The sequence below is a fragment of the Sphaerisporangium krabiense genome, from assembly GCF_014200435.1.
In the GTDB taxonomy this organism is placed as follows: domain Bacteria; phylum Actinomycetota; class Actinomycetes; order Streptosporangiales; family Streptosporangiaceae; genus Sphaerisporangium; species Sphaerisporangium krabiense.
The window spans coordinates 6,229,211-6,253,384 of sequence record NZ_JACHBR010000001.1; the positions used below are offsets into that span (position 1 = coordinate 6,229,211).

The 24,174-nt window shown below is 72.4% G+C and carries 22 protein-coding genes; 20 read left to right on the forward strand and 2 right to left on the reverse strand.

Going from position 1 to position 24,174, the window contains the following annotated elements; translation table 11 throughout:
• Position 1 precedes the first annotated feature (1 nt).
• The 19 genes from BJ981_RS27285 (at position 2) to BJ981_RS27375 (ending at position 21,819) form a co-directional block, all read left to right on the forward strand.
• A complete protein-coding gene (locus BJ981_RS27285; protein ID WP_184615081.1) occupies positions 2-1,210 on the forward strand; it encodes an enolase C-terminal domain-like protein in 1,209 nt (402 codons plus the stop codon).
• Positions 1,210-1,986, forward strand: a complete 777-nt coding sequence (locus tag BJ981_RS27290) for an SDR family NAD(P)-dependent oxidoreductase (RefSeq protein WP_184615082.1) — start codon at positions 1,210-1,212, stop codon at positions 1,984-1,986. Before BJ981_RS27285 ends, BJ981_RS27290 begins: the two co-directional genes overlap by 1 nt.
• Positions 1,986-3,482, forward strand: coding sequence for a M81 family metallopeptidase (locus BJ981_RS27295; protein ID WP_184615084.1), 1,497 nt, complete (start codon positions 1,986-1,988; stop codon positions 3,480-3,482). The genes BJ981_RS27290 and BJ981_RS27295 overlap by 1 nt, the downstream gene beginning before the upstream one ends.
• Positions 3,479-4,519, forward strand: coding sequence for a class I mannose-6-phosphate isomerase (locus tag BJ981_RS27300; protein WP_184615086.1), 1,041 nt, complete (start codon positions 3,479-3,481; stop codon positions 4,517-4,519). Before BJ981_RS27295 ends, BJ981_RS27300 begins: the two co-directional genes overlap by 4 nt.
• Positions 4,519-5,406: an SMP-30/gluconolactonase/LRE family protein gene (locus tag BJ981_RS27305; protein ID WP_184615088.1), complete on the forward strand. Its 888-nt coding sequence runs from the start codon at positions 4,519-4,521 to the stop codon at positions 5,404-5,406. The genes BJ981_RS27300 and BJ981_RS27305 overlap by 1 nt, the downstream gene beginning before the upstream one ends.
• Positions 5,403-6,455, forward strand: coding sequence for a zinc-dependent alcohol dehydrogenase (locus BJ981_RS27310; protein ID WP_184615089.1), 1,053 nt, complete (start codon positions 5,403-5,405; stop codon positions 6,453-6,455). The genes BJ981_RS27305 and BJ981_RS27310 overlap by 4 nt, the downstream gene beginning before the upstream one ends.
• A gap of 13 nt (positions 6,456-6,468) precedes the next feature.
• Positions 6,469-7,563, forward strand: coding sequence for an alcohol dehydrogenase catalytic domain-containing protein (locus tag BJ981_RS27315; protein WP_184615091.1), 1,095 nt, complete (start codon positions 6,469-6,471; stop codon positions 7,561-7,563).
• 19 nt (positions 7,564-7,582) lie between these two features.
• The gene (locus tag BJ981_RS27320; RefSeq protein WP_184615093.1) at positions 7,583-8,581 is read left to right on the forward strand and encodes an alcohol dehydrogenase catalytic domain-containing protein; all 999 of its coding nucleotides are present in this window, start codon (positions 7,583-7,585) and stop codon (positions 8,579-8,581) included.
• A complete protein-coding gene (locus BJ981_RS27325) occupies positions 8,578-9,321 on the forward strand; it encodes an SDR family NAD(P)-dependent oxidoreductase (RefSeq protein ID WP_184615095.1) in 744 nt (247 codons plus the stop codon). Before BJ981_RS27320 ends, BJ981_RS27325 begins: the two co-directional genes overlap by 4 nt.
• A 145-nt stretch (positions 9,322-9,466) precedes the next feature.
• Positions 9,467-10,315, forward strand: a complete 849-nt coding sequence (locus BJ981_RS27330; RefSeq protein WP_184615097.1) for a fumarylacetoacetate hydrolase family protein — start codon at positions 9,467-9,469, stop codon at positions 10,313-10,315.
• A gap of 779 nt (positions 10,316-11,094) precedes the next feature.
• A complete protein-coding gene (locus BJ981_RS27335) occupies positions 11,095-12,708 on the forward strand; it encodes an ABC transporter substrate-binding protein (protein ID WP_184615099.1) in 1,614 nt (537 codons plus the stop codon).
• A gap of 46 nt (positions 12,709-12,754) precedes the next feature.
• A complete protein-coding gene (locus BJ981_RS39420) occupies positions 12,755-13,708 on the forward strand; it encodes an ABC transporter permease (protein ID WP_204070409.1) in 954 nt (317 codons plus the stop codon).
• The gene (locus BJ981_RS27345) at positions 13,701-14,738 is read left to right on the forward strand and encodes an ABC transporter permease (protein WP_184615101.1); all 1,038 of its coding nucleotides are present in this window, start codon (positions 13,701-13,703) and stop codon (positions 14,736-14,738) included. Before BJ981_RS39420 ends, BJ981_RS27345 begins: the two co-directional genes overlap by 8 nt.
• 12 nt (positions 14,739-14,750) lie before the next feature.
• Complete coding sequence (locus BJ981_RS27350; RefSeq protein WP_184615103.1) at positions 14,751-15,791, forward strand: ABC transporter ATP-binding protein; 1,041 nt, start codon at positions 14,751-14,753, stop codon at positions 15,789-15,791.
• Positions 15,791-16,801 (forward strand): ABC transporter ATP-binding protein, encoded by a 1,011-nt coding sequence (locus BJ981_RS27355; protein WP_184615105.1) that lies wholly within the window; start codon positions 15,791-15,793, stop codon positions 16,799-16,801. The genes BJ981_RS27350 and BJ981_RS27355 overlap by 1 nt, the downstream gene beginning before the upstream one ends.
• A gap of 91 nt (positions 16,802-16,892) precedes the next feature.
• A complete protein-coding gene (locus BJ981_RS27360) occupies positions 16,893-17,843 on the forward strand; it encodes a VOC family protein (protein ID WP_184615107.1) in 951 nt (316 codons plus the stop codon).
• 96 nt (positions 17,844-17,939) lie between these two features.
• Entirely contained in the window at positions 17,940-19,340 is a 1,401-nt protein-coding gene (locus BJ981_RS27365) for an MFS transporter (RefSeq protein WP_184615109.1), read from the forward strand.
• Positions 19,341-19,360: 20 nt separating this feature from the next.
• Positions 19,361-20,872: a CoA-acylating methylmalonate-semialdehyde dehydrogenase gene (locus BJ981_RS27370; RefSeq protein WP_184615111.1), complete on the forward strand. Its 1,512-nt coding sequence runs from the start codon at positions 19,361-19,363 to the stop codon at positions 20,870-20,872.
• Positions 20,873-21,039: 167 nt separating this feature from the next.
• Entirely contained in the window at positions 21,040-21,819 is a 780-nt protein-coding gene (locus BJ981_RS27375) for an IclR family transcriptional regulator (protein ID WP_184615113.1), read from the forward strand.
• Positions 21,820-21,859: 40 nt separating this feature from the next.
• On the opposite strand, the gene BJ981_RS27380 is transcribed toward BJ981_RS27375, so the two are convergent.
• A complete protein-coding gene (locus tag BJ981_RS27380) occupies positions 21,860-22,819 on the reverse strand; it encodes an MBL fold metallo-hydrolase (protein ID WP_184615115.1) in 960 nt (319 codons plus the stop codon).
• 82 nt (positions 22,820-22,901) lie between these two features.
• On the opposite strand from BJ981_RS27380, the gene BJ981_RS27385 reads away from it, so the two are divergent.
• The gene (locus BJ981_RS27385) at positions 22,902-23,753 is read left to right on the forward strand and encodes a LysR family transcriptional regulator (RefSeq protein WP_184615117.1); all 852 of its coding nucleotides are present in this window, start codon (positions 22,902-22,904) and stop codon (positions 23,751-23,753) included.
• A 101-nt stretch (positions 23,754-23,854) separates the two neighbouring features.
• On the opposite strand, the gene BJ981_RS27390 is transcribed toward BJ981_RS27385, so the two are convergent.
• A complete protein-coding gene (locus tag BJ981_RS27390) occupies positions 23,855-24,124 on the reverse strand; it encodes a PadR family transcriptional regulator (protein ID WP_184615119.1) in 270 nt (89 codons plus the stop codon).
• Positions 24,125-24,174 lie beyond the last annotated feature (50 nt).

Genomic DNA, 24,174 nt, shown 5'->3' on the forward strand with positions numbered 1-24,174 from the left:
CTTGAAGATCATCGACATTCGCGCCACCCCCGTGACGGTGCCGCTCCGCCGCCCGCTGCGCTGGTCCTTCGGCGTCGAGGTGTCCACCACCCGCACCATCGTCGAACTGATCACCGACGAGGGACTCGTCGGCGTCGGCGAGACCCGGGGCGGCGACGAGGTCGTGCGCGCCCTCATGCTCCACCGCGACCTCTACATCGGCGTCGACCCGATGGAGGTGTGGCGGATCACCCGCCGCTTCAGCGTGTTCCGGATGACCAGCGAGCAACTGGCACTGGTCGGCGCCGCGAAGCTGGCCGGCGCCGCCGTGGAGATGGCCTGCTGGGACCTGGCCGGCAAGGCGCTCGGCAAACGCTGCGGGGACCTGTGGGGCGGCATCGAGACCGAACAGGTGGAGTTCGCCGCCTACGTCTTCTACCGCTACGCCTCCGCCGGCGACATCGGCAACGGCGACCGTCCCGAGGACGCCGCCGACCACGCCGAAGAGCTGTTCGACACCTACGGGTTCACCGACATCAAGTTCAAGAACGGGGTCCTGCCGCCGGAGCGGGAGATCGCCTCGGTCCGCATGATGCGGGAGCGGCTCGGCTCGCGGCTGCGGTACCTGCGGATCGACCCCAACGCGGTCTGGTCGGTGGAGACCGGTATCCGGGTGCTCAACGAACTGGCCGACTACGGCCTGGAGTTCTGCGAGGACCCGACCTGGGGGATCGAGGGAATGTCCCTGGTCAGGGAACGCACCCCGGTCCCGCTCGCCACCAACATGTGCTGCGTCACCTTCGAGCAGATCCCCCTTTCGGTACGGCTGCGCGCGGTCGACGTGATCCTCGGCGACGTGCACTTCTGGGGCGGCCCCAGCTCGGTGCTGCAACTGGCGAAGGTGTGCGAGACCTTCAACCTCGGGCTGAGCATGCACAGCGACCGTGAACTGGGCATCTCCACCGCGGCGGTGCTGCACGTGGCCGCCGCCGAGACGATGGTCAGCCACGCCGTCGACTCCCACCTGCCCGAACAGGCCGACGACATCATCACCGAGCCGTTCACCTTCGAGAACGGGCGGCTCCAGGTGCCCACCGGCCCCGGGCTCGGCGTCGAGATCGACCAGGACAAGCTGCGCTTCTACGCCGACCACCACCGCAGGAACGGTGAGGGCAGCGAGTTCGCCGACGCCGCGCGACCCGGGTTCCGCGCGAAGTTCCCGAGGTTCTGATGACGAGGTCAGCGGGGCCGTTGGCCGGCCGGGTCGCCGTGGTGACCGGGGCGGCGGGCGGCATCGGCCGGCGCATCGCGCGGCGACTGGCCGCCGACGGCGCGGCGGTCGCGGTCAACTACCACCCGGCGACGGGCGAGCAGGCCACCGCCGAGGAGCTGGTCCGCCGGATCGGCGCCGGCCGGGCCACCGCGATCCCCGCCGACGTGTCCGACCCGGACCAGGTCGCGGAACTGATGAGCACGGCACGCGACCGGCTGGGACCGGTCTCGGCGCTGGTGTGCAACGCGGCGACGTCGGTGGCCGCGCAGGGCGACTGGCGGCGGCTCACCGCCGAGGACTGGTCGAAGGTGCTCGCGGTCAACGTCACCGGCGCCTTCCTCTGCGTCCAGGCGGCCTATCCCGACCTGGCGGCCGGCGGCCATGGCGCGGTGGTGGTGATGTCGTCGGTCACGCCGCTGCTCGGCCGGACCGGGAACCTGCACTACGTGACCTCCAAGGCCGCGCTGATCGGGCTGACCCGGGCGCTGGCCCGGGAGTCCGGACCGGACGGCGTACGCGTCAACGCCATCGCTCCCGGCGCGATCCGCACCCCGGCCGAGTCGGCGTACGGCGGCGAGGCCGAGCTCGCCGCGGCCATGGCGGCGGTGCAGTCGCTGCGCCGGCGCGGAGAACCGGAGGACGTGGCGGCGGCGGCGAGCTTCCTGCTGAGCGAGGACGCCTCGTTCGTGACCGGGCAACTGCTGGTCGTCGACGGTGGATGGGTGATGCACTGATGACGGTCAAAATCGCCGTCGCGAGTCTCGTCCAGGAGACCAACACCTTCTCCCCGCGACCGTCCACCCTGGACGACTTCCGGGCGCAGGGGTTGTGGACCGGCGCCGAGGCCATGGCCAGGTCCGCCGGCACCAACACCGAGTTCGCCGGCGCGGTCGAGCGGATCGAGGAGGCCGGGGCCCGGCCGGTGCCGATCATGCGCGCCTGGGCGATGTCCGGCGGTGTCCTCGACCGGCACGGCTTCACCACCCTGCGAAGCCTGCTGGCCGACGGCCTGGCCGCCGCGGGCCCCGTCGACGCGCTGGTGCTCTGCCTGCACGGCGCGCTGGTCGCGGACGGCGCGGCCGACGCCGACGCCGTGCTCGTCGAAGCCGCCCGCGCGGTGCTCGCCCCCGGCGTGCCGGTGATCGTGACCCACGACCTGCACGCCAACGTGACGCGGCGGATCGTGCGCGCCGCCGACGCGCTGATCGGCTTCCACACCTACCCGCACGTGGACCAGGGCGACACCGGGCGCCGCGGCGCCGGCCTCGCGCTGCGCGCGGCGGACGGCGGGCCGCCGCCGGGCACGGCGCTGGCCAAGCGGCCCATGCTGGTACCGGCCGAGGCGCAGGCCCTGGCCGACCCGCCGATGGCGCGGCTGCGCGCGCTCGCCGACGCGGCGACCGGCGGGCCGATCCTCGACGTGTCGCTGTTCCCGGTGCAGCCCTGGCTGGACGTGCCGGAGCTGGGGTTCGGCGTGACGGTCACCCACACCGGAGCGCCGGGCGCGCAGGCGGCGGCGGAAGCGGTCGCCGAGCGGATCGCCGGCGAGGCATGGGCCGGCAGGGCCGGGTTCTCCGTCGACCCGGTGCCGGTCGCCGAGGCCGTCCGCCGGATCCACCCGGGTACCGGGCTCGGGCCGGTGCTGCTGGTCCAGTCCGCCGACTCGCCCACGGCGGGGGCCACCGCCGACAGCGCCGCCGTGATCGCCGCACTGCGGGAGCACGGCCGGGGCCTGCGGGCGTACGCGACGGTGGTGGACGCCCCGGCGGTCGCCGCGTGCTTCGCCGCGGGACCAGGGGCCACGGTCGACACCATGGTCGGCGCGACCCTGGATCCGCGGTGGTCGGGACCGGTGCCGCTTTCCGGGGCCGTACGGCGGACAGGCGCGTCGCCGGTCATCCTGACCGGCGACGCGATGACCGGCCAGCCCATCTCCATGGGCCGCTGGGCGACCGTGGACACCGGCGAGGGCCTGGTGGTCCTGGTGACCGAGCGCCCGGCGCCGACCTTCGATCCCGCCGGGTACCGGCATGCCGGGCTCGAACCCGCCGACGCGGACACCGTCGTGGTCCGCTCGGCCACCATGTACCGGGCCGGGTTCCGCGGCGTCCACGCCGGCGCGATCCTGCTCGACCTGCCCGGCGCCAGCACCCCCCGGCTCGACTACCTCGAGTTCCGGCACGCCCCCCGACCGCTTCATCCCCTCGATCTGGTGGGAGGCAGCCGATGAGCTCCACCCCGGCTCCGCTGTTCCTGGCGGACAACCGGATACCGGTCTACTACTCGGGCGGCGAGCGGATCAGCGAGTTCCGGGGCGGCGGCGACGGCCCGACCGGCCCGGAGGACTGGGTCGGCTCGCTCACCGCCCTGCCCGCCGCCATCCTGCCCCCCGGGTACCCCCCGGACACGGGCGTCTCGCGCACCGGCCGCGGCTCGCTGCGCGACCTGGTGGAAGCCGACCCACAGGCCTGGCTGGGGGAGGAGCTCGCCGCCGCCCACGGCACGGAAAGCGGGCTGCTGGTCAAGCTGCTCGACGCGGGCGAACGGCTGCCGGTGCACTGCCACCCGACCCGCGACTTCGCCCGCGCCCACCTGGGCAGCCGGTTCGGCAAGACCGAGGGCTGGATCGTGCTGGCCGCCGCGCCCGGGGCCCAGGTCTGGCTCGGCATGCGCGACCGGATCACCGCCGGGGAACTGCGGAGCTGGATCACCGCCCAGGACGGCGCCGCCATGCTCGCCGCGATGAACCGGATCCCGGTCACCGGCGGCCAGGTGTTCTACGTCCCCGCCGGGCTGCCGCACGCCATCGGCGCCGGCGTGATGGTGACCGAGCTGCAGGAGCCGACCTCGTTCTCGGTGCTCGCCGAGCACGACGCGTTCGGGCTGGGCCCGGAGGCGGCGACGCTCGGACTGGGCTGGGATCTCGCGCTGACCTGCTTCGACCTGAACGGCTACGCCGACCGGCTGGGCGAGCTGATGCCCGCGCCCCGTGACCTGCGGTCGTCCTCCGGCGGCCGGCTGCGCAGCCTCTTCCCCGCCGGCGCGGACGCCTACTTCCGTGCCTGGCAGGCGGAGTGCACCGAGGAGCTGGCCCTGCCGGCCGGTTTCGCCGTCCTCGTCGTCACCGGCGGCGCGGGCACCCTGGTCTGGAACGGCGGAGAAACCCCCATCGCGCGCGGCCAGACGCTGGTGGTGCCCGCCGCGGCCGGACCGCCGCGCCTGAGGGGCACGGTCCGGGTGATCGCCTGCCTGCCCCCGGAGTGCTGATGGACCTCGGCCGCCTGCCCCGCCTCCCCGCGCGTACCGTCCAGGTCGTCGACAGCCGGTGCGCGCTGGGGGAGAGCCCGCTGTGGCTGCCCGCCGCCGCGGAACTGCGCTGGGTCGACGCGGTACGCGGCGAGCTGCACGCGCTGGGCCCGGGCGGGCACGAACGGCGGCCCGTCGTGACCGGGGTGCTCAGCGCGGTCGCCGCCGACACGGGCGGCGGCCTGGTGCTCACCGCCGACCGGCGGGTCCTTCGCACGGCCGGGCCGGACGGACCGGCGACCGTGCTCGCGCGGATCCCCGACCAGCCCCCCGGGATACGGTTCAACGACGCGAAGGCGGGCCCGGACGGCAGGCTCTGGGCGGGCACGGTCCACCCGGGACGGCCGGGCGCCGCCGCCCTGTGGTCGATCGGCCCCACCGGCGAGACCGTCCGGCACTGGTCCGGGATCGGCCACGGCAACGGCATCGCCTGGAGCCCGTCCGGCGACACGATGTTCTTCGTCGACAGCGGCGAACGCACCGTGTCCCGCGCCGCGTTCTCCCCGGCGCTCGGGGCACGCGAGGTCATCGCCCGGATCCCCGGCGGCATCCCCGACGGCCTGACCGTGGACGCCCAGGCCGACCTGTGGCTCGCCGTCTGGGGCGGCGGATGTCTGGTACGGCTGCGCGCCGACGGCACGCCGGTCGGACGGGTCGACCTGCCCGACCGGAACGTCACCTCGTGCGCCTTCGCCGGCCGCGACCTCGGCCTGCTCGCGGTGACCACCGCCGAGGACGACGCCGGCCCGGCCGGCGGCGGGGGATCGGTCTACCTGCTCGACGTCGGCCGGCGCGGCGTCCCCGGATATCTGTTCGGCGCGACCGCGGAAAGGAGCGGTGGCCAATGAGCATGCGACAGGTATGGATCAACGGGCCCGAGCGGGTCGAGGTGCGCGACGTGCCGATCCCCCGGCCGGGGGAGGGCGAGGTCCTGGTACGCATGGCCTACGCCGGCATCTGCGGCTCGGACCTGCACACCCTGCGGCGCGGGCACCCGTGGCTGCCCTATCCGATCGCGCCGGGCCACGAGGCGTCCGGCGTGGTGGCCGAGATCGGTCCCGGCACGTCCGGGTTCGCGGTGGGCGACGCCGTCTACCTGCGCCCGGCCCTGCACTGCGGACGGTGCTTCTACTGCCGGCGCGGCCGGGAGAACCTGTGCGCCGACCTGGTCGGGATCGGCTCGCACCGGCCCGGCGCGTTCGCGGACCACTTCGCGGTGCCGTACGCCGCGCTCGCCCCGGTCCCCGCCGGTGTCGGTCTGGGGGCGGCGGCGATGACCGAGCCGCTGGCCACCGCGGTGCACGCGGTCGCCCTGGCGGCCGGGCGCGGCGGGCGGCTCGACGGGTGCACGGCCGCCGTGCTCGGCGGCGGCACGATCGGGCAGTGCGTGCTGCTCGCGGCGCTCGACGCGGGCGCCGGCGCGGTGGCGGTCACCGACCCCGTCGCGGCCAAGCGGGAGCTGGCCACCCGGCTGGGCGCGGTGGCGGCCCTGGACGCGGCCGGCCCGGCGCTAGAAGCCGGCATCGCCGATGCCCTCGGCGGCCGTCCGGACGTGGTCTTCGACTGCGTGGCGACCGCCGGCTCGCTGGGTGTCGCGATCTCGCTGTCGATCCGCGGCGGCAGCGTGATCGTCGTCGGCGTCGGCCACGGCCCGCTGGAGGTCGCCATCGAGGCCGTTCAGGACCAGGAGATCCGCATCGCCGGCTCGGCCATGTACGTGCCCGGCGACTTCACCGCGGCGGAGCGGCTCATCGCCGCGGGGGCGCCGGTCGACCGGCTCGTCACCTCGGTACGTCCGGTCGGCGACGCGCCGGACGCGCTGCGCACGGCCGCCACCGGCGCCGAAGTCAAGATCCACCTGTCCGGCCCGGCCGCGGGCCGATCGCAGGCATCGTAGGAGGAGGAACCCGATGCGCGTAGCCACGCCGGTGCTGTTCCGGGCGGGCGCTCCGCACCGCGTCGTCGAACTCGACGTCGACGAACCCCGCGCGGGTGAGGTGCGGGTACGGATGGCGGCCTCCGGGGTCTGCCATAGCTGCCTGTACGCGATGAACGGCCGGCACGCGGGGATCCCGATGCCGATCGTGCTGGGCGACGAGGGGGCCGGGGTGGTCGAGTCGGTCGGCCCCGGCGTCACGTCGGTCACCGAAGGCGACCACGTCATCGTCTCCTGGGCGCCCGGCTGCGGCCGGTGCCGCACCTGCCTGCGGGGAGCCCCCGCCCTGTGCGCCGCCCAGCCGCCCCTCGGCCGGATGGCCGACCACACCACCCGGTTCCACCTCGACGGCGCGCGGGTCTTCCACTACGGCCCGGCCACCAACGCGCCGCTCACCGTGCTGAACGAACGCGCCGTGGTCCCCGTCGACCCGCGGATCCCGCTGGACCTGGCCGCGCTGATCGGCTGCGCCGCCGCGACCGGGGTGGGCGCGGTGCGCAACACCGCGCGGGTGCGGACCGGCGAGAGCATGGTCGTGGTCGGCTGCGGCGGGGTCGGCGTCAGCGCCCTGCACGCGGGCGCGCTGGCCGGCGCGTACCCGATCGTGGCCGTCGACGTGGTGCCGGAGAAGTTCCCCGCGCTCACGGCACTCGGCGCCACGCACTGTGTGGACGCGAGAGCCGGCGACGCCGCCGCGCGCGTCCTCGAGATCACCCGCGGTGGCGCCGACCACGCGTTCGTCACCAGCAGCGCGCCGTCCGCGTTCCCGCTCGCGATCCGCGTGCTGGCCGCCCAGGGCACCTGTGTGCTGATCGCCGGCTACCCGGACGGCGCGACGCTCTCCTTCGACCCGGGACATCTGCTCAACGGGGAACGCCGGATCATCGCCTCCAAGTACGGATCGTCGAACCCGCCGGTCGACTTTCCCGATCTGGCGGGCCTCTATCTCGCCGGACGGCTGCGCCTGGACGAACTGGTCTCAGGAAGATGGCGGATCGATCAGGTGGACGAGGCCTACGAGGCCCTCGCCTCCGGCACGCAGACCCGCGGCCTGATCGTCTTCGAGTGACCCGGACGAGGAGGAACCCATGCACGCGGTGGTGGTAGAGGCGCCGGACCGGCTCGCCGTGACCCAGGTGCCCGATCCGGCGCCGGCGTCCGGCGGCGTGGTGATCGCCGTCCGTGCGTGCGGCATCTGCGGCACCGACCTGCACCTGGTCGCCGGCGACCTGGGGGCGGACCGGCTGCCGCTGATCCCCGGGCACGAGCCGTACGGCGAGGTGGTCGCGGTCGGCGCCGAGGTCGGCGGGTACGCGGTGGGCGACCTCGTCGCCGTCGACCCGTCGCTGCACTGCGGCCGGTGCGTCCCGTGCCGGCGCGGTCAGGGCAACATGTGCCTGCGGTGGGGCGCGATCGGCGCCACCAGGCCCGGGGCGTGGGCGCAGTTCACCGCCGTGCCCGAGGCCAACCTGTACCGGCTGCCGGAGTCGTTCCCCCTGGAGGCGGCCCCACTGGCCGAGCCGGTGGCCTGCGCGGTCCGCGGCCTGCACCGGCTGAACCCCCGGCCCGACGAGCCCGCGATCGTCTTCGGGGCCGGCACGATGGGGCTCATCCTGGCGATCATGCTGGACCTGCGGGGCGTCGGGCCGGTGACCGTGGTCGACGTCAATCCGGCCAGGCGGGAACTCGCCGAACGGCTCACCGGGGCACGCGCCTGCGACCCCGAGGAAGCCGCTCACCTCCGGGCGCCGTGGGTGATCGAGGCCACCGGCAGCCCGCGGGCGTTCGCCCAGGCCCTCGACAGCGTGGCGCGCGCCGGGCACCTGCTGGTCTTCGGCGTCGCCTCGCCCCAGGCCACGGCCACCGTGTCGCCGTACCGGATCTACGCCGACGAGCTGACCATCGTGGGGTCGATGGCCATCCTGAACAGCTTCCCCCCGGCCATCGACGTCATCCGCCGCCACGCGGCCCGGCTGGCGCCGCTGATCACCGACGGCTTCGGCCTGGACAGGATCGAGGACGCGCTGGCCCTGGTACGGTCCGGGCGGACCGTCAAGACCGTGCTCACCCCGGAGGCGGGGCGGTGACCGGGCGGACGATCCTGATCACCGGAGCCCGCCGGGGCATCGGAGCGGCACTCGCCGAGGGCCTGGCGGAGCCGGGCACCACACTGGTACTCCACCACCTGGCCGCCGAGCAGGAGACCGCCGAGGTCGCGCGGCGCTGCGCGGAGGCGGGCGCGACGGTGCGGATCGCCGAGGCCGACCTGGCCGACCCGGCCGCGACGTCGGCGCTGGCGGACCGGGCCGGAGCGGTCGACATCCTGGTCAACAACGCGGCCAGGGCCTCGAACGTGGCGATCGGCGAACTGTCGCCCGCCGAGTGGCAGGCGACCTTCGCGGTGAACGTGACCGCCCCGATGCTGCTGGCGCAGGCGCTGGCCGGCGGGATGCGGGCGCGGGGCTGGGGGCGAGTGATCAACATCACCTCGGCCACGGTACGGCTGGCGGGCCCCTCCGGACCGGCCTACGTCGCCAGCAAGGCGGCGCTGGTCGGGCTCACCCGGTCGCTGGCGCGGGCGTGGGGCCCGGACGGCGTCACGGTCAACGCGATCTCGCCCGGCGCTATCAGGACGGAGAGCGAGGTCGAACTCGCCGGCGGCCGTGACCAGGCCGACCTGGACGACGACGTGATCGCCCGGCAGGCGATGCGCCGCCGGCTGGTGCCGGAGGACCTGGTCGCGGCGGCGCGTTTCCTGGCCGGTGACGGCGCCGCCGGAGTCACCGGCCAGGTGATCGAGGTCGGCGCCGGTCTCGTCTACCGCTGAGCCCGCAGGTGAGCCGGAGGACCGAAGCGGCGAAGTCGGCGGTCCCGAGGCGGACCCCGGCACGTTCGTCGTATCGCGTGACCACCGCCCGGAAGTTCCCCGGCCGGTCGGCCGCCACTGGAGTCCCTTCTGATCAGGAGAAGTCTTGTACCTCATGCGCATCGGCGAACCCGGCGCCGAGAAGCCCGTCGTCCGCGTCGGCGAGTCCCACTACATCGACGTCTCGGACGTCACCCCCGATTTCGACGAGCGATTCTTCGCCGCGGGTGGCACCGCGCTGCTGGACGAGCGGGTCACCCGGGGCGACGTGCGGGCGTTCGCCGGTGAGCGGGTCGGCGCGCCGATCGCCCGGCCGCACCAGATCCTGTGCATCGGCCTGAACTACAGTGACCACGCCGCCGAGACCGGCCAGGCCGTCCCGGCCGAGCCGATCCTTTTCACCAAGTCGCCCAACACCCTGGTCGGCCCGTACGACGACGTGCGCATCCCGCGCGGCGCGTCCAAGACCGACTGGGAGGTGGAGCTGGGCATCGTCATCGGCCGCCGCGCCTCCTACCTGGACTCGCCGGAGGAGGCCGCCGATGTGATCGCCGGGTACTGCGTGGTCAACGACGTCAGCGAGCGCGCCTTCCAGATGGAGCGCGGCGGCCAGTGGAGCAAAGGCAAGTCGGCCGAGACGTTCAACCCGGCCGGGCCGTGGCTGGTCACCCCGGACGAGATTCCCGATGTCGGGAACCTCGGCATGTGGCTGGAGGTCAACGGGGTGCGCCGCCAGACCGGCACCACCGCGACCATGGTCTTCGACCCGTACGTGATCGTGCACCACCTGAGCCGGTTCATGGTGCTGGAGCCCGGCGACCTCGTCAACACCGGCACCCCGCCCGGCGTCGGCATGGGCCACAACCCGCCCATCTGGCTCCAGCCCGGCGACGTCATGGAACTCGGCATCGACGGCCTCGGCACCCAGCGCCAGCGGGTCGTAGCACCGCGGTAGCGCACATCGGCCCTGACCGGCCTCTTGACCAAGCGGTATTGGGGCTGCCGGCCCCCTCCACCCCCAATGAGGGCCGCCCGTCGATCGGGGGGTGCGGCGGCCGTGCCGTCAGAACCGGTGTTTTCGACGGTCGTGGACGACAAGGCCGGGAGAAGACGTGAAGCCAGGGGAAATCCTGCCGTGTTTCTCCCGCCTCGGCGGAACTGGGAACCGTCCGTTGCGATGACGGCGAATGCGTCACCCCTGCTCGTACGGTTCTCCGAGGTGGCGGCCATTCGCCGGTGGGCGGCGCGCCGCGTGACCCGGGCAGTCATCGCGAAATTCTGCATACAACTCATAAGGGGCGAATTCGCTTCCGGTGCCGGTTCCGTGTGCGAATCATGCCAAGTGCGGGCGGCGGGGATGGTGGGGCCGGCCGGGCCGCGGGTGAACGGGGCCTGTTTCGGCGCCGGTCAAGTCCTCGGCCCGAATTGACGGCTTTCCCGGCCGGCCGGTGGGTGCCCGAGCCGCCGCTCGATCGGCGGCGCCGCGGCCGTTCATGGTCACCCACCGTGTCCGCGCACTGACGAGAAGTGCTGGACGGGTCGATATCGGTTGACCCTTGACAGCGGGCAGGGTCGATCACATGATGCGTGTTACAGAAATATGAAAAACACATCAAGCATCTGAAAAACGTCGACCGCTGCACGCCGCTCGATCTCGGCGGTACGCCCGTCGACTCGACTTCCACCGCTCCCGTCCGGACACAACATGCGCCGGGACCCCCACATGGAGTAACGATGGCTCACAGGTATGCGCGCCGGTCGCGCTGGCTACAGGCCGGGGTGGCCCTGATCACTGCGGGTGCCCTCGCGGCGTGCTCGCCCGCGGCGGCGCCCTCGGAAACGAAGGCGTCGCGGGTCGACAACACCAAGAACTACAAGAACGGCCTCGTCGGGGTGACGGACGGAGGCTCTCCGGTCAAGGGCGGCACGCTGACGTTCGCGGCCACGGCCGAGACCCCCGTGCTGGACCCGGCCAAGAACATCTACTCCGCGACGACCGGCGCCATCGAGATGAGCGCGGTCTTCGACGTGCTGATGCGCTGGGACAGCGAGTCCGGCGAGATCGTCCCCCAGCTCGCGAAGGAGCTGAAGGCGTCCGGCGACTACAAGACCTGGACCCTCACGCTGCGCGACGGCGTGAAGTTCAGCGACGGCACGCCGCTGGACGCCGGCGCGGTGGTGTGGAGCATCGACCGCTACCTGGACAGGAAGGGCACCGAGTCGGCCCTGTGGAACCTGAACGTCACCTCGACGGAGGCGTCCGGCGACTCGACCGTCGTGTTCAAGCTGAAGAAGAGGTGGCCCGGGTTCGACAACCTGCTCACCAGCGGTCCCGGGCTGATCGTCGCCAAGGCGTCCGACAAGGGGACGTTCACGCCGATCGGGGCCGGGCCGTTCGTCTTCGAGCGCTACGCGCCGCAGGAGGAGCTGGTCCTCAAGGCCAACGAGGCCTACTGGGACGGCCGGCCCAACCTCGACCGCGTGCGGATGGTCTTCCTCAACGACGCGCAGGCGTCCCGGGAGTCCCTCGACGCGGGCAGCGTCGACATGACGATCCTGCGCCAGCCCGACCACGTCGACGCGGCGCTCGCCGACGGCCTGCCCGGATACATGAACCTGCTCACCCTCACCAGCCTGCCGATCATCAACGCGGCGGAGGGACGGCCGGGGCACGACGCGCGGGTACACCAGGCCATGCAGCTCGCGATCGACCCCAAGCTGATCTACCAGCGGGTCTACAAGGGAGCGGGCACGCCGACCGCCGAGATCTTCTCGACCTACTCGCGCTGGCACACCGACGCGAAACCCCTCGGCTACGACCCCGCGAAGGCCAAGCGACTCGTCCAGGAGGCCAAGGCCGCCGGCTTCGACGGGAAGATCAAGTACCTGCACGGCCAGGACCCCACCTCGCGCGCCATGGGCCTGACCCTCAAGGCGGCGCTCGACGCCGTGGGCTTCACCGTCGAACTGGTGGGCGCCCGCACCGTCCAGGACATCATCGGCAAGGTCGCGGTCGAGCGGGACTACGACGTCGCCACGTGGGGGATCACGCTGCGCGAGTCCGACCCCTACAGCCGGATGTACGCGGCGCTGCACAGCAAGGGCACGCTCACCCACGGCGTGCACACCGGCCCCGAGATGGACGCGATCATCGAGGACCTCCAGGGCGCGGAGACCAAGGAGGAGCAGCTCAAGGTCATGGCCCGCTTCCAGGAGCAGTGGAACAAGGACGTGCCCGCCCTCTGCTTCGGGCCGATCCCCGAGTACGTGACCTGGGCCAAGCGGGTCCACGGGGTCGTCGACACCGCCACCAGCGTGGTCCTGCTCGGCAAGGCGTGGGTCGCGTGAGCGCGGCCCCGGCGGGTCACGGCGCGATCGGGAACGCGGAGTCGCCGTGACGCGCACGATACTCAAGAAGGCCGCCGAACTGCTGGCCGTCCTGCTGGTCGTCAGCATGGGCACCTTCAGCCTGATGTCGCTGATGCCGGGCGACCCGGCGATCGCCATCCTCGGCGAGGGCCGCACCCCGGCCGAGTACGCCGCCGTACGGCAGGACCTCGGGCTCGACGACCCGTTCCTGAGCCGCTACTGGCACTGGCTGTCGTCGGCGGTCACCGGCGACCTCGGCCAGTCGGTGGTCCCGCCCCACACCGAGGTGACCGCGAGGATCGCCGCGGCGCTGCCGGTCAGCGTCGAGCTGGCGCTGCTCGGCGTCGTCCTGGCCCTGATCCTGGCCGTGCCGCTGGCGATGTGGTCGGCCACCCACGAGGGCAAGCGGGTGGACCGGTTCATCAGCGCCGGCACGTTCGCCGTCCTGTCGGTGCCGAGCTTCCTGGCCGGCCTGCTCATCATCATGGTCATGGTCAACCAGCTCGGCTGGTTCCCCCGCAACGAGTGGGTGCGGCTGAGCGACGGTCTCGGCGCGAACCTGTACCACGCCCTGCTGCCGGCCCTCGTGATCGCGCTCACCGAGACCGCGATGTTCACCCGGATCCTGCGCGGCGACCTGATCACCACGCTGCGGGAGGACTTCATCCTGGCGGCCAAGGCCAGGGGCATGTCCACCCTGCACGTCCTGGTCAGCGACGCCCTCAGGCCCTCCTCCTTCTCGATGATCACCGTGCTCGGCATCAGCCTGGGGCGGCTCATCGGCAGCACGGTGATCGTGGAGTACCTCTTCGCCCTCCCCGGAATGGGGTCGCTGGTCGTCGGCGCCGCCTCCAACGGCGACTTCACGATGGTCCAGGGGGCCGTGATGGTCATCGCGCTGATCTACGTGGCCGCGAACGCCCTGATCGACGCCTCCTACGGCTACCTCGACCCCCGCATCAGGAGGGCGCATGTCTGAGCTCAAAGCCGTCCTGCCGCGGCCCCGGCCCATCGGATCGGGTCCGCTGCTCGCCGCCGTGCTGAGCGCGGCGGGCCTGGCCGCGGTGCTGCTCTCCCTCAGCGTGCTCCAGGGATCGCCCGCGCAACTGCCGGCCCTCGCCGTCTCCTGCGCCGGGGCGTATCTCGCCCTCGCCCGGCTGGGCCGGGCGCTCCGCGGGGCGCGGTTCGACCTGGCGGCCGTGCTGTGCACCGTGTGGGTGGTGCTGATCGTCGCGGCGGCGCTGCTCGCGCCCCTGCTTCCGCTCGGTGAGCACGAGGACATCGCCAAGACGATCGAGGAACCGGCCATGGCGACGCCGAACGTCTTCTCGGACCATCCGCTCGGCACCAACAACTTCGGTCTGGACATCCTCGCCCGCATCGTCTACGGCGCCCGCGCCTCCCTCGTGGTCTCCCTGGCGGCCGTCGCCATCGGCATGGTCATCGGCGGCGGGATCGGCATCCTCGCCGGATTCTTCCGCAGGACCGCCGACACCGTGGTGGGCGTCCTCACCAACTCCCTGCTGTCGATGCCGCCGCTCATCCTGCTGATCGCGCTGGCGACCGTCCTGGAGCCGAGCCTGCGGAACATCACGATAGGACTCTCCCTGCTGGCGCTGCCCAGCATGATCCGGATGGCCAGGGCGAGCACCCTCGCCTTCGCCCAGCGTGACTTCGTCCTGGCGGCCAAGACGATGGGCGCGAGCCGGATCCGCGTCATGGCCAAGGAACTGCTGCCGAACGTGTTCCTGCCGCTGGCCTCCTACGGGATGGTCATCGTGTCGGTCCTGATCGTGGCGGAGGCGTCCCTGAGCTTCCTCGGGCTCGGCATCAGGCCGCCGGCGCCCTCCTGGGGCAACCTCATCGCCGAGGGAGAGGGCGGCGTGTTCGCCGAGCACCCGCACGTGGTGCTGATGCCCGGCCTCACCCTCTTCCTCACCGTCTTCTCCCTGAACCTGCTCGGCGAGAAGGCCAGGAAACGGTGGGACTCCCGGAACGCGAAGGTCTAGGAGATGGCGACCATGAACACAACCTCTCTGACGGCGGCCCCCCGGGCGGGTTCGGCCAACGACCGGCCCCTGCTCGTCGTGGACGACCTGCGCACGGTGATCCACACCCCTCGCGGGGCCATGAACGCCGTCGACGGCGTGTCCCTCACGCTGCGGGGCGGCGAGACGCTCGGCATCGTGGGGGAGTCGGGGTCGGGGAAATCGGTGCTGGGCCGTACCATCATGGGCCTGTACCGCACCGGGCCCGAGATGACGGTCTCCGGCCGGGTCGGGTTCGGCGACCACGACGTCCACGCGCTGGCGCCGCAGGCGCTGCGCGGCCTGTGGGGCGCGGACATCGCCATGGTCTTCCAGGACCCGATGACCGCGCTCAACCCGGTCAGGAAGATCGCGTCGCACCTGGTCGAGAGCCTGCGCAAGCACCGCGGGCTGTCCCGCGCCGACGCCATGGCGCGGGCGGCCGAACTGCTGAACCTCGTCGGCATCCCCGAGCCGAAGCGCCGCCTCGGCCAGTATCCGCACGAGCTCTCCGGCGGCATGCGCCAGCGCGTGGTCATCGCGATGGCGCTGGCCAACGACCCCAAGCTGCTCATCGCCGACGAGCCGACGACGGCGCTGGACGTGACCGTGCAGAAGCAGATCCTCGACCTGCTCGACCGGCTCCAGTCCGAGATGGGGATGGCGATCATCCTGATCAGCCACAACCTGGGCGTCGTGGCGGGACGCGCCGACCGGGTCGCCGTCATGTACGCCGGCCGGCTGGTCGAGACCGGCTCCTCCGGTGAGCTGTTCGGCCGGCCGCGTCACCCCTACACCGAGGCGCTGCTGTCGTCCATCCCGAGGCTGGAGGACCTGCCGCACATGCGCCTGCGCGCCATCGCCGGCTCGCCGCCGGACATGACCGCGCCGCCGCCCGGATGCAGGTTCGCGCCCCGGTGCCGGTACGCCGCGCAGGACTGCCGGGAAGAGGCGCCCCCGATGACGCCGGACGGCGGCGCCGGGACGCCGCACGCGTTCGCCTGCCACCACCCCGTCAGCACAGGAGGAAAGTGATGGCCGGCACCGGCACCGTGCACATGCGCCCGGACGGCGACCGCGTCCTGGTCGTGGAGGACCTCGTCGTCGAGTTCCCCGTCGGAGGGGGCGGCAAGGTCCACGCCGTCTCCGGCGTCAGCTTCGACCTGCTGAACGGCGAGACCCTGGGCATCCTGGGGGAGTCCGGCTGCGGCAAGTCCAGCGCGGGCCGCGCGATCATGCAGCTGCCCCCGCCCACGTCGGGGACCGTCCGGATGGGCGGCAACGAGCTCACCGGGGTGTCGCAGCGGGACATGCGCCGGCACCGCAGGCACCTGCAGATGATCCTCCAGGACCCGGTGTCGGCGCTCAACCCGCGGCGCAAGGTCAAGGACCTGGTGGCGGAAGGGCTGGAGATCTGGGGCGCCAAGCCCGCGCGCGACGACATCGCGGCGATCCTGACGGCCGTGGGCCTGCCGCCCGACGTCGTCTGGGACCGCCGCCCGCACGAACTGTCCGGCGGGCAGTGCCAGCGGGTGTGCATCGCCAGGGCGCTGATGCTCAGCCCGGAGGTGCTCATCTGCGACGAGCCGGTGTCCAGCCTCGACGTCTCCGTGCAGGCGCAGATCCTCAACCTCCTCGAGGAGAGCAAGAAGCGCTTCCAGCTCAGCATGATCTTCATCGCGCACGACCTCGCGGTGGTCAAGAACATCAGCGACCGCATCCTGATCATGTATCTCGGCAAGGTGTGCGAGGTGATCCGCTCCGCGGACCTCGCCGGCGCGGCGCTGCACCCCTACACGCGGCTGCTGCTGGCCTCGGTGCCCGAGGCCGCGCTCGACGCCGCCCTGAAGGGCGCCTCGCCCGCCGTCCGGGACAGGGGCACGGCGTCGGAGACCGCCGAGCTGCCCTCCCCGCTGAACCCTCCGTCGGGCTGCCGGTTCCGCACCCGCTGCCCGATGGCCACCGAACGGTGCGCCACCGACGAACCGCGGCTGAGGGAGGTGGCGCCGGGCCAGTACATCGCATGCCACAACGTCACCGCGTGACGGTCCACCCCCTATCCGCCGGCGCGTCCGCCGACGTCAACGCAGGCCGTCCCCTCGGGCGGCGCATCTCCTCAGCGAAGGGTAGTTATCCATGTCATTCCTGTTCGGCAGTGGTTTCCGGGTGCGGTCGTTCTTCCACGCGACCAGCGTCGTCCGCGACATGCGCCCGATCGCCGAGTTCCACCGGCGCGTGTTCGGCGTTGAGACGACGACCATCCCCTACGCGATGAACCGGTACGCCCACTTCGCCTTCATCGGAGACGTCCCGATCGAGGCGACCAGCCCCAACCTCGCCTTCGCCACCGCCAAGCGGACGTTCCTCCAGCTCGCAGGCAACCACTGGAGCCCCGCCGTCTTCTGGACCGACGACCTCCAGGACGGCCTGCACGGCTTCGACGTACGGCACGGCTACCGCTTCACCCACCTGTTCGACGGCCGGCCGGTGGAGGGCGTGCCGGACAACCGGCCCGAGCACGCCATCCAGGTCTACTCCAACCCCTTCCAGACGGGCGTCGACTGGGGCCTGTACGAGATGGACCCGGAGAAGGCCGACACCCAGCGGACCTACCAGAACGTCGACCCGTTCGAGCTCGTGGGCTCCTACACGCCCGCCGCGCCGCGCGACGACGTCGTCAGCGTCGAACGGCACGCCCAGCACGCGGTGGTGACCGACGACCCCGCCAAGACCCTGCGGTTCCTGGTGGACGGGCTCGGCGCGACGGTGTTCTCCGAGTCGGAGAACAAGGAGCTCGGCACGCGGAGCACCTTCCTCACCCTCGGCGTCCGGCCGTTCACCGTCGAGGTGGCCGAGCCGATCGGGCCGGGAGGCGCGGCGCGGGACCTGGAGCGCAACGGCAGCATCTACCACCGTCTCGACTTCAAGGTCCACGACCTGGACGCCGCGGTGCGCCACCTCGAACGGGAGAACATCGGCCTGGAGGCCCGCGGCGACGGCTTCGTCGTCCTCGACCCGAAGGACACCAACGGCCTGCGCTACGGGCTCTTCGCCGAACTGGAGAGCGGAGACCCGCGGCTGTCCTGAGCCGCCCCGCGAGACGACCCGCCCGGGGGCCGCGCCCCCGGGCGGGCCCCCGCCGTACGACCTGAACGGAGTCCACGTGCGCCAGAAGGAGAGATCGTGGTGAGAGACAGGCTGCTCGTCGCCTGCCTCTGCTCAGCCGGTATGGTCGTCGCCCTTCAGCAGACGCTCGTCATCCCCCTGCTGCCCGACTTCCCCCGCCTGCTGGACACCAGCGTCCAGGGCGCCTCCTGGCTGGTCACCGCGACGCTCCTGACCGGGGCGGTGTGCACGCCGGTGCTCACCCGCCTGGCCGACATGGTGGGCAAGAGGCGCGTCGTCCTGGTCTGCCTCGCCGCGGTGGCCGCCGGCGGCGTGCTCGGCGCCGTCGCCTCCTCCTTACCCGGGGCCATCGTCGCCCGCGCCGTCGCGGGCGCCGGGGTCCCGCTCATCCCGATCAGCGTCGCGATCCTCCAGGAGGAGCTGCCGGACGGCAGGCTGCCGGCCAGGGTCGCCCTGCTCAGCTCCACGCTCGCCGTGGGCACCGCCGTGGGCATGCCCCTGGCCGGCGTCATGGCCGAGGCGCTGAGCTGGCGCGCGGTCTTCTGGTTCTCCGGGCTCGCGGGCCTGGCGATGATCGCCGCGGTGGTCCGGCTCGTTCCCGCGTCGAAAGGGCGGGCCCCCGGCCGGTTCGACGTCCCCGGCGCCGTGGTGCTCGCCGCGGCGGTGGCGGCCCTGCTCCTGGTGATCACCCAGGCGGGCGCCTGGGGCTGGACCAGCGGGGCCGTGATCGCGCTCGCCGCCGGATCGGCGCTGGCGACCGCGGTGTGGATCACGCTGGAGTTGAGGGTGCGGCACCCTCTCGTCGATGTCCGGGTCTCGGTCCGGCCGGTGGTGCTGCTGGCCAACGCCGGATCGCTGCTCATCGGGTTCGTCATGTTCATGAACCTGCTGGTGACCTCGCAGCTCCTCCAGCTCCCCGCCTCCACCGACGCCGGACTCGGGATGGACTCCATGCGGGCCGGGCTCTGGATGACGCCGATAGCGCTGTCGTTCGGCCTGTTCGCGTCGGCCTCCTCGCCCGTCACCCGCCGCTTCGGAGCACAGGCGACCCTGGTCGCCGGCGCCCTGCTCCTGTCCGTCGCGTACGTCGGAAGGATCTTCCTCAGCGACGGCCTCTGGCAGATCATCGTGGCCTCCATCGCCGTGTCGGCGGGCTCGGCGTTCGCCTACGCGGCCCTCCCCGTCGTCATCATGCGGGCGGTGCCGCCGTGGCAGATCTCCTCGGCCAACGGGTTCAACAACCTGCTCCGGTCGATCGGGACGTCCATGTCGAGCGCGGTGCTGGCGGCGGTGCTCGCCGCGGCGACGGCACGGACCGCCGGGGAGGCCGTGCACCACTATCGGCAGGCGTTCGAGCACATGTTCCTGATCGGGGCGCTCGTCGCCTTCGCCGCGTTCCTCGTGACCTTGCCGCTCATCCGGCTCGCTGACCGGCCGGCCGCGTCCTCAGTTTCATGAAAAGAGAGTAGGAGACCCTTATGACCGATCCGCGGATCGACATCGTTGAGCACGTCGTCGCCGGCGATCCCATGACCGGTGTGGGGGAGCGGCTGGGACCCGTCTACGATCCCGCCCTGGGGGTCGAGACGAAGAAGGTCCGCCTGGCCGCGCCCGCCGACGTGGACGCCGCGGTCGGCGCCGCCGCCGCCGCGTTCCCCCGGTGGCGCGACATGTCCTGGGCGCGCAGGCAGACGATCCTGTTCAACTTCCGCGAGTCGCTCAACAGGCGCAAGAACGAGCTCGCGGAGATCATCACGTCCGAGCACGGGAAGGTGCTCTCGGACGCGCTCGCCGAGATCTCCCGCGGCCAGGAGGTGCTGGAGTTCGCGCTGGCGATGCCCCAGCTCGCCAAGGGCGGTTACTCGGAGAACGTCAGCACCGGAGTGGACGCCTACTCCCTGCTCCAGCCCCTCGGCGTGGTCGGGATCGTCAGCCCGTTCAACTTCCCGGTCATGGTGCCCATGTGGTTCCTGCCGATCGCCCTCGCCACCGGGAACACGGTCGTGCTGAAGCCCAGCGAGAAGGATCCCTCGGCGGCGAACTGGATCGCGGATCTCCTGAAGGAGGCCGGCCTGCCGGACGGGGTCTTCAACGTGCTGCACGGGGACAAGGTCGCCGTCGACGGACTGCTCGACCACGAGGAGGTCCGGGCGATCTCGTTCGTCGGCTCGACGCCCATCGCCCGGTACGTGTACGAGCGGGCGACACGGGCCGGGAAGCGGGTGCAGGCCCTCGGCGGCGCGAAGAACCACATGCTCGTCCTGGCCGACGCGGACCTGAACCTGGCCGCCGACGCCGCGATCAACGCCGCCTTCGGCTCGGCGGGCGAGCGCTGCATGGCGATCAGCGTGCTGGCCGTCGCCGACTCCGTCGCCGACGATCTGATCGGGAGGATCGCGGCCCGGATGGACGGCATCACGGTCGGCGACGGGCGCCGCGGCTGTGACATGGGGCCGCTGGTGACCCGGGAACACCGCGACAAGGTGACCTCCTACATCGAGGACGCCGAGCGCGACGGTTCGCGGCTGGTGGTCGACGGGCGCGGCGTCAAGGCCGACGGCGACGAGGCAGGCTTCTGGCTCGGGCCCACGCTGGTCGACCGGGTCGAGGCCGGCTCCCGGCTCTACACCGACGAGATCTTCGGGCCGGTGCTGTCGGTGGTGCGCGTCCGCGACCTGGAGGAGGGCATCGGCCTCATCAACGGCAACGCGTACGGCAACGGCACGGCGATCTTCACCACGAACGGCGGGGCCGCACGCCGGTTCCAGCGCGAGGTCCAGGTCGGCATGATCGGCATCAACATTCCCATCCCCGTGCCCGTCTCGTACTATTCCTTCGGCGGCTGGAAGCAGTCGTTCTTCGGTGACACGAAGGCGTACGGCGCCCAGGGCGTGCACTTCTTCACCCAGGAGAAGGCGGTGACCTCTCGCTGGCCCGATCCCGTTCCCGACGGCGACGAGCTGAACCTGGGCTTCCCGCAGAACTCCTAGGGCTTCGGCGGTGGATTCTCCGCCGGTTACGTAAGTGACGGAGCCGGCCTCCGGCCACGTGGCCGGAGGCCGGCGCCATGCTCACGCGTCGGCCGAGCACGTCTTGGTGAACGCTATCGTTAGACGTCCCGCGCGAGCAGAGCGTCATGCCATGAAAGGTGCGAAAGATGGCCGTTCCCCGAGAGAGCAGCGCCATCGTCCCTTCCGTGGCCCGCGCGGTGCGTGTCCTGGAGTTACTGGGCTCCGCGCCGGACGGACTGAGCCTGACAGAGGTGGCGCGCGCGCTGGAGATGCCGCCGAGCAGTGCCCTGGCCATTTGCACGACGCTACGGCAGGAAAGGCTCGTCACCAGGACCAGGGAACGGCGCTACACGCTCGGTCCCGGCATCCTCGGGCTGGCCGACAAATATATGCGCGGCGGCCTTCCCTCGTTCTTCATGCGGGTCTGCCGGGACGTTTTGCCCGACAACCGGGAAACCGTCGTCCTCGCCGTACGCGAGTGGCATGAAGTCGTCTATGTTGCGCAACGTCCTGGAAATCGGCCATTGGCCGTTAATTACCACCTCGGGATGCGATTGCCCGCGCACACCACCGCGAGCGGGAAAGCCTCCCTGAGCACCGTGCCGGACGGCGAAGTGCGGAAGATCTACACGGTCGCCTCCTCGGCGACCGCGCGGGACGGCGTTCAGTGGCCCGACGTCGACGCGCTGATCGAAGACCTCCACGAGACCAGGCGGCGCGGCTACGCCATCGACGACGAGCAGACCGCCCCGGGCATGGTGTGCCTGGGCGTCCCCATCTCCATGACGGACTCCGGAGCGACCACGGCGGCCGTCGCGGTGAGCCTGGTCAAGTCCACCGTCACCGACCAGGTCCTCGCCGAATACCTCACCCTCATAAGAACCCTGGCCGACGCCCTCTCGTCCATTGAGCCCGCCACCGACTGACCCCGCGGCCCCGCCGAGATCCGAGGCGACGGGCGGGCGGTCATGCGGCATGCTCGGCGCACAGGCAGTGAATGCTCGGCGTGATCCACTCCTGGCCGGTCCAGTCGGGGTGTCGTTCGAGGAGGAGGGCGTGGACCTCGGCGGCGATCTCGGTGACGGCCATCGCGGAGTCGCGGCGGAGCCAGGTCTCGTCGCGGAGTTCGCGGAGGTAGTCGCGGACGGTTGTGAGGATCTCCGGGCCGCCGACATCGCCGTGGCCGGGGACGACCACCCGGGGGGCGGAGGCGGCCAGCCGGTCCATCACCGACAGCCAGCGCACGCCGGAGACGTCCGTGTCGTGCGGGGGGAACCACGGGAAGATGGCGAACCGGCCCGTCTCGGCGAGGTCCCCGGTGAACAGCACGCCGGCGTCCGGCACCTCGATCACCTGGTCGCCCTTCGTGTGGCCCCGGCCGGTGGGCCGCAGCCGCACGGTCCGGCCGCCGAGGTCCAGGTCGTACCCGTCGTCGTAGACCACGTCGGGGGTGGGCACGTGGACGCCGTCGAGGCGGCGGGCGATCGGCCCGCCGAAACCCCGGAACATTTCCAGGTAGCCCGGCCCTTTCGTCCGCAGGTCGTCCGCCTGCGCGCGATTGACCAGGTACGTGGCCTCGCCGGCGAAGACCTGGGCGCCGCCGGCGTGTTCGGGGTGGAAGTGCGTCGTGGTCAGGTACAGGCGGCGGCCCTTGGCGACCTCGGCCGCGAAGGCGAGGACCTGTTCGGCGTTGGCGACGCCGATGCCCGTCTCGACGACCAGGACGGCCTCCGCGCCGCCGATGACGCCGATGTTGGGCACCAGCCCGGCCCGATGGTCCGGGATCACCAGCAGGCCGGGGGCGATCTCCCGCGCGCCGGCGACCCGCACGGCGGGGTCGGGTATCGGTGAACCGGCGATCTCCGCGCCAGGATCGGGCACCGCTTCGCCGGTCGCCGGCACGTTGGTCATGGGGTCGTGGGTCATGCTCCGATTCGACCGCCGGCCCGGCCCGGTCGTCCAAGTCCCGTTAGGTGGCGGCGATACCGTACGGGTATCGTCGCCGGTCATGGAGCTACGCACGCTGCGCTATTTCGTGGCCGTCGCAGAGGAACTCCACTTCGGCCGGGCCGCCGCCCGGCTGTACATGAGCCAGCCGCCGCTGAGCCGGGCGATCAGGCGGCTGGAGGCCGACGTCGGCGCCGTCCTGCTGCACCGCTCCGCCGCCGGCGTCACGCTCACCCCCGCCGGGACGGTGCTGCTGGACGAGGCCCGCACCCTGCTCGACCAGGCCGATCGGATACGCGTGCGAGTGGCGGTGGCGGCCGGGGCCGCGACCATCACCGTCGGCATCCTGGGCGACGGCTCCGACCCGGGCGCGGCACGGCTGGCCGCCGCGTACCGCCGGCGGCATCCGGGCGTCGAGGTCCGCGTCCGCGAGACCGACCTGACCGACCCGACGTGCGGGCTGCGCGCCGGGCTCGTCGACGTCGCCCTGACCCGCGGGCCGTTCGAGGAGACCGGCCTGACGGTGCGCGAGCTGCGCGCCGACCCGGTGGGCGCGGTGCTGCGCGCCGACGACCCGCTGGCCCGCCGCGACCGCCTGAGGGTGGCCGACCTGGCCGGCCGGCGCTGGTTCCAGTTCCCGGACGGCACCGACCCGCTCTGGCGGTCGTACTGGAACGGCGGCGAGCCTCGCGAGGGCCCGGTGGTGCGCGCCGTCCAGGAGTGCCTGCAGGCGGTGCTCTGGAACGGCACGGTCGGCATGAGCCCGCTCGGCCACGAACCCCCCGACCTGCTGACCGTGGTGCCGCTGGCCGACATGGCGCCGAGCCGCGTGGTGGTGGCGTGGAAGGCGGGCGACGCCAACCCCCTGATCCGCTCGTTCGTCCAGATCGCGACGGCCGCCTACCGCGACTGAGCGCCCTGCCGGCGGGCGCACCACGCGCCCTGAACGCCGCCACAGGGCCCGGCGCGGTGGTGGTGCCGGCTGTACCGGCCGGCTCCAGCGTGCGGGATCGATCACGAACCGCTCCCCGGCGACATGCTGGACGGCGTCGCGAACGCACGCCGAGCAGGGAGATCCCCGATGGGCGGCGTCGACCCCGTCCACTCGCGGCGCGGCGCCCGAGCCGGCCGGATGCCGTCGCGGCTGGTCCGGTAGAACTTGCGGGGCCGCGACTCGGTGGTGTCCCACTCGCTGGTGAGCAGACCCTGGCTCTCCAGTCGGCGCAGCAGCGGGTAGAGGGTGTTGGCCGCGACCGGCAGCGTGGTCAGCCCGGCACATTTCATGACCCATACCCCGAGCGCGGTCCGCGTACGCCGTCGGCCCCGGCCCCATG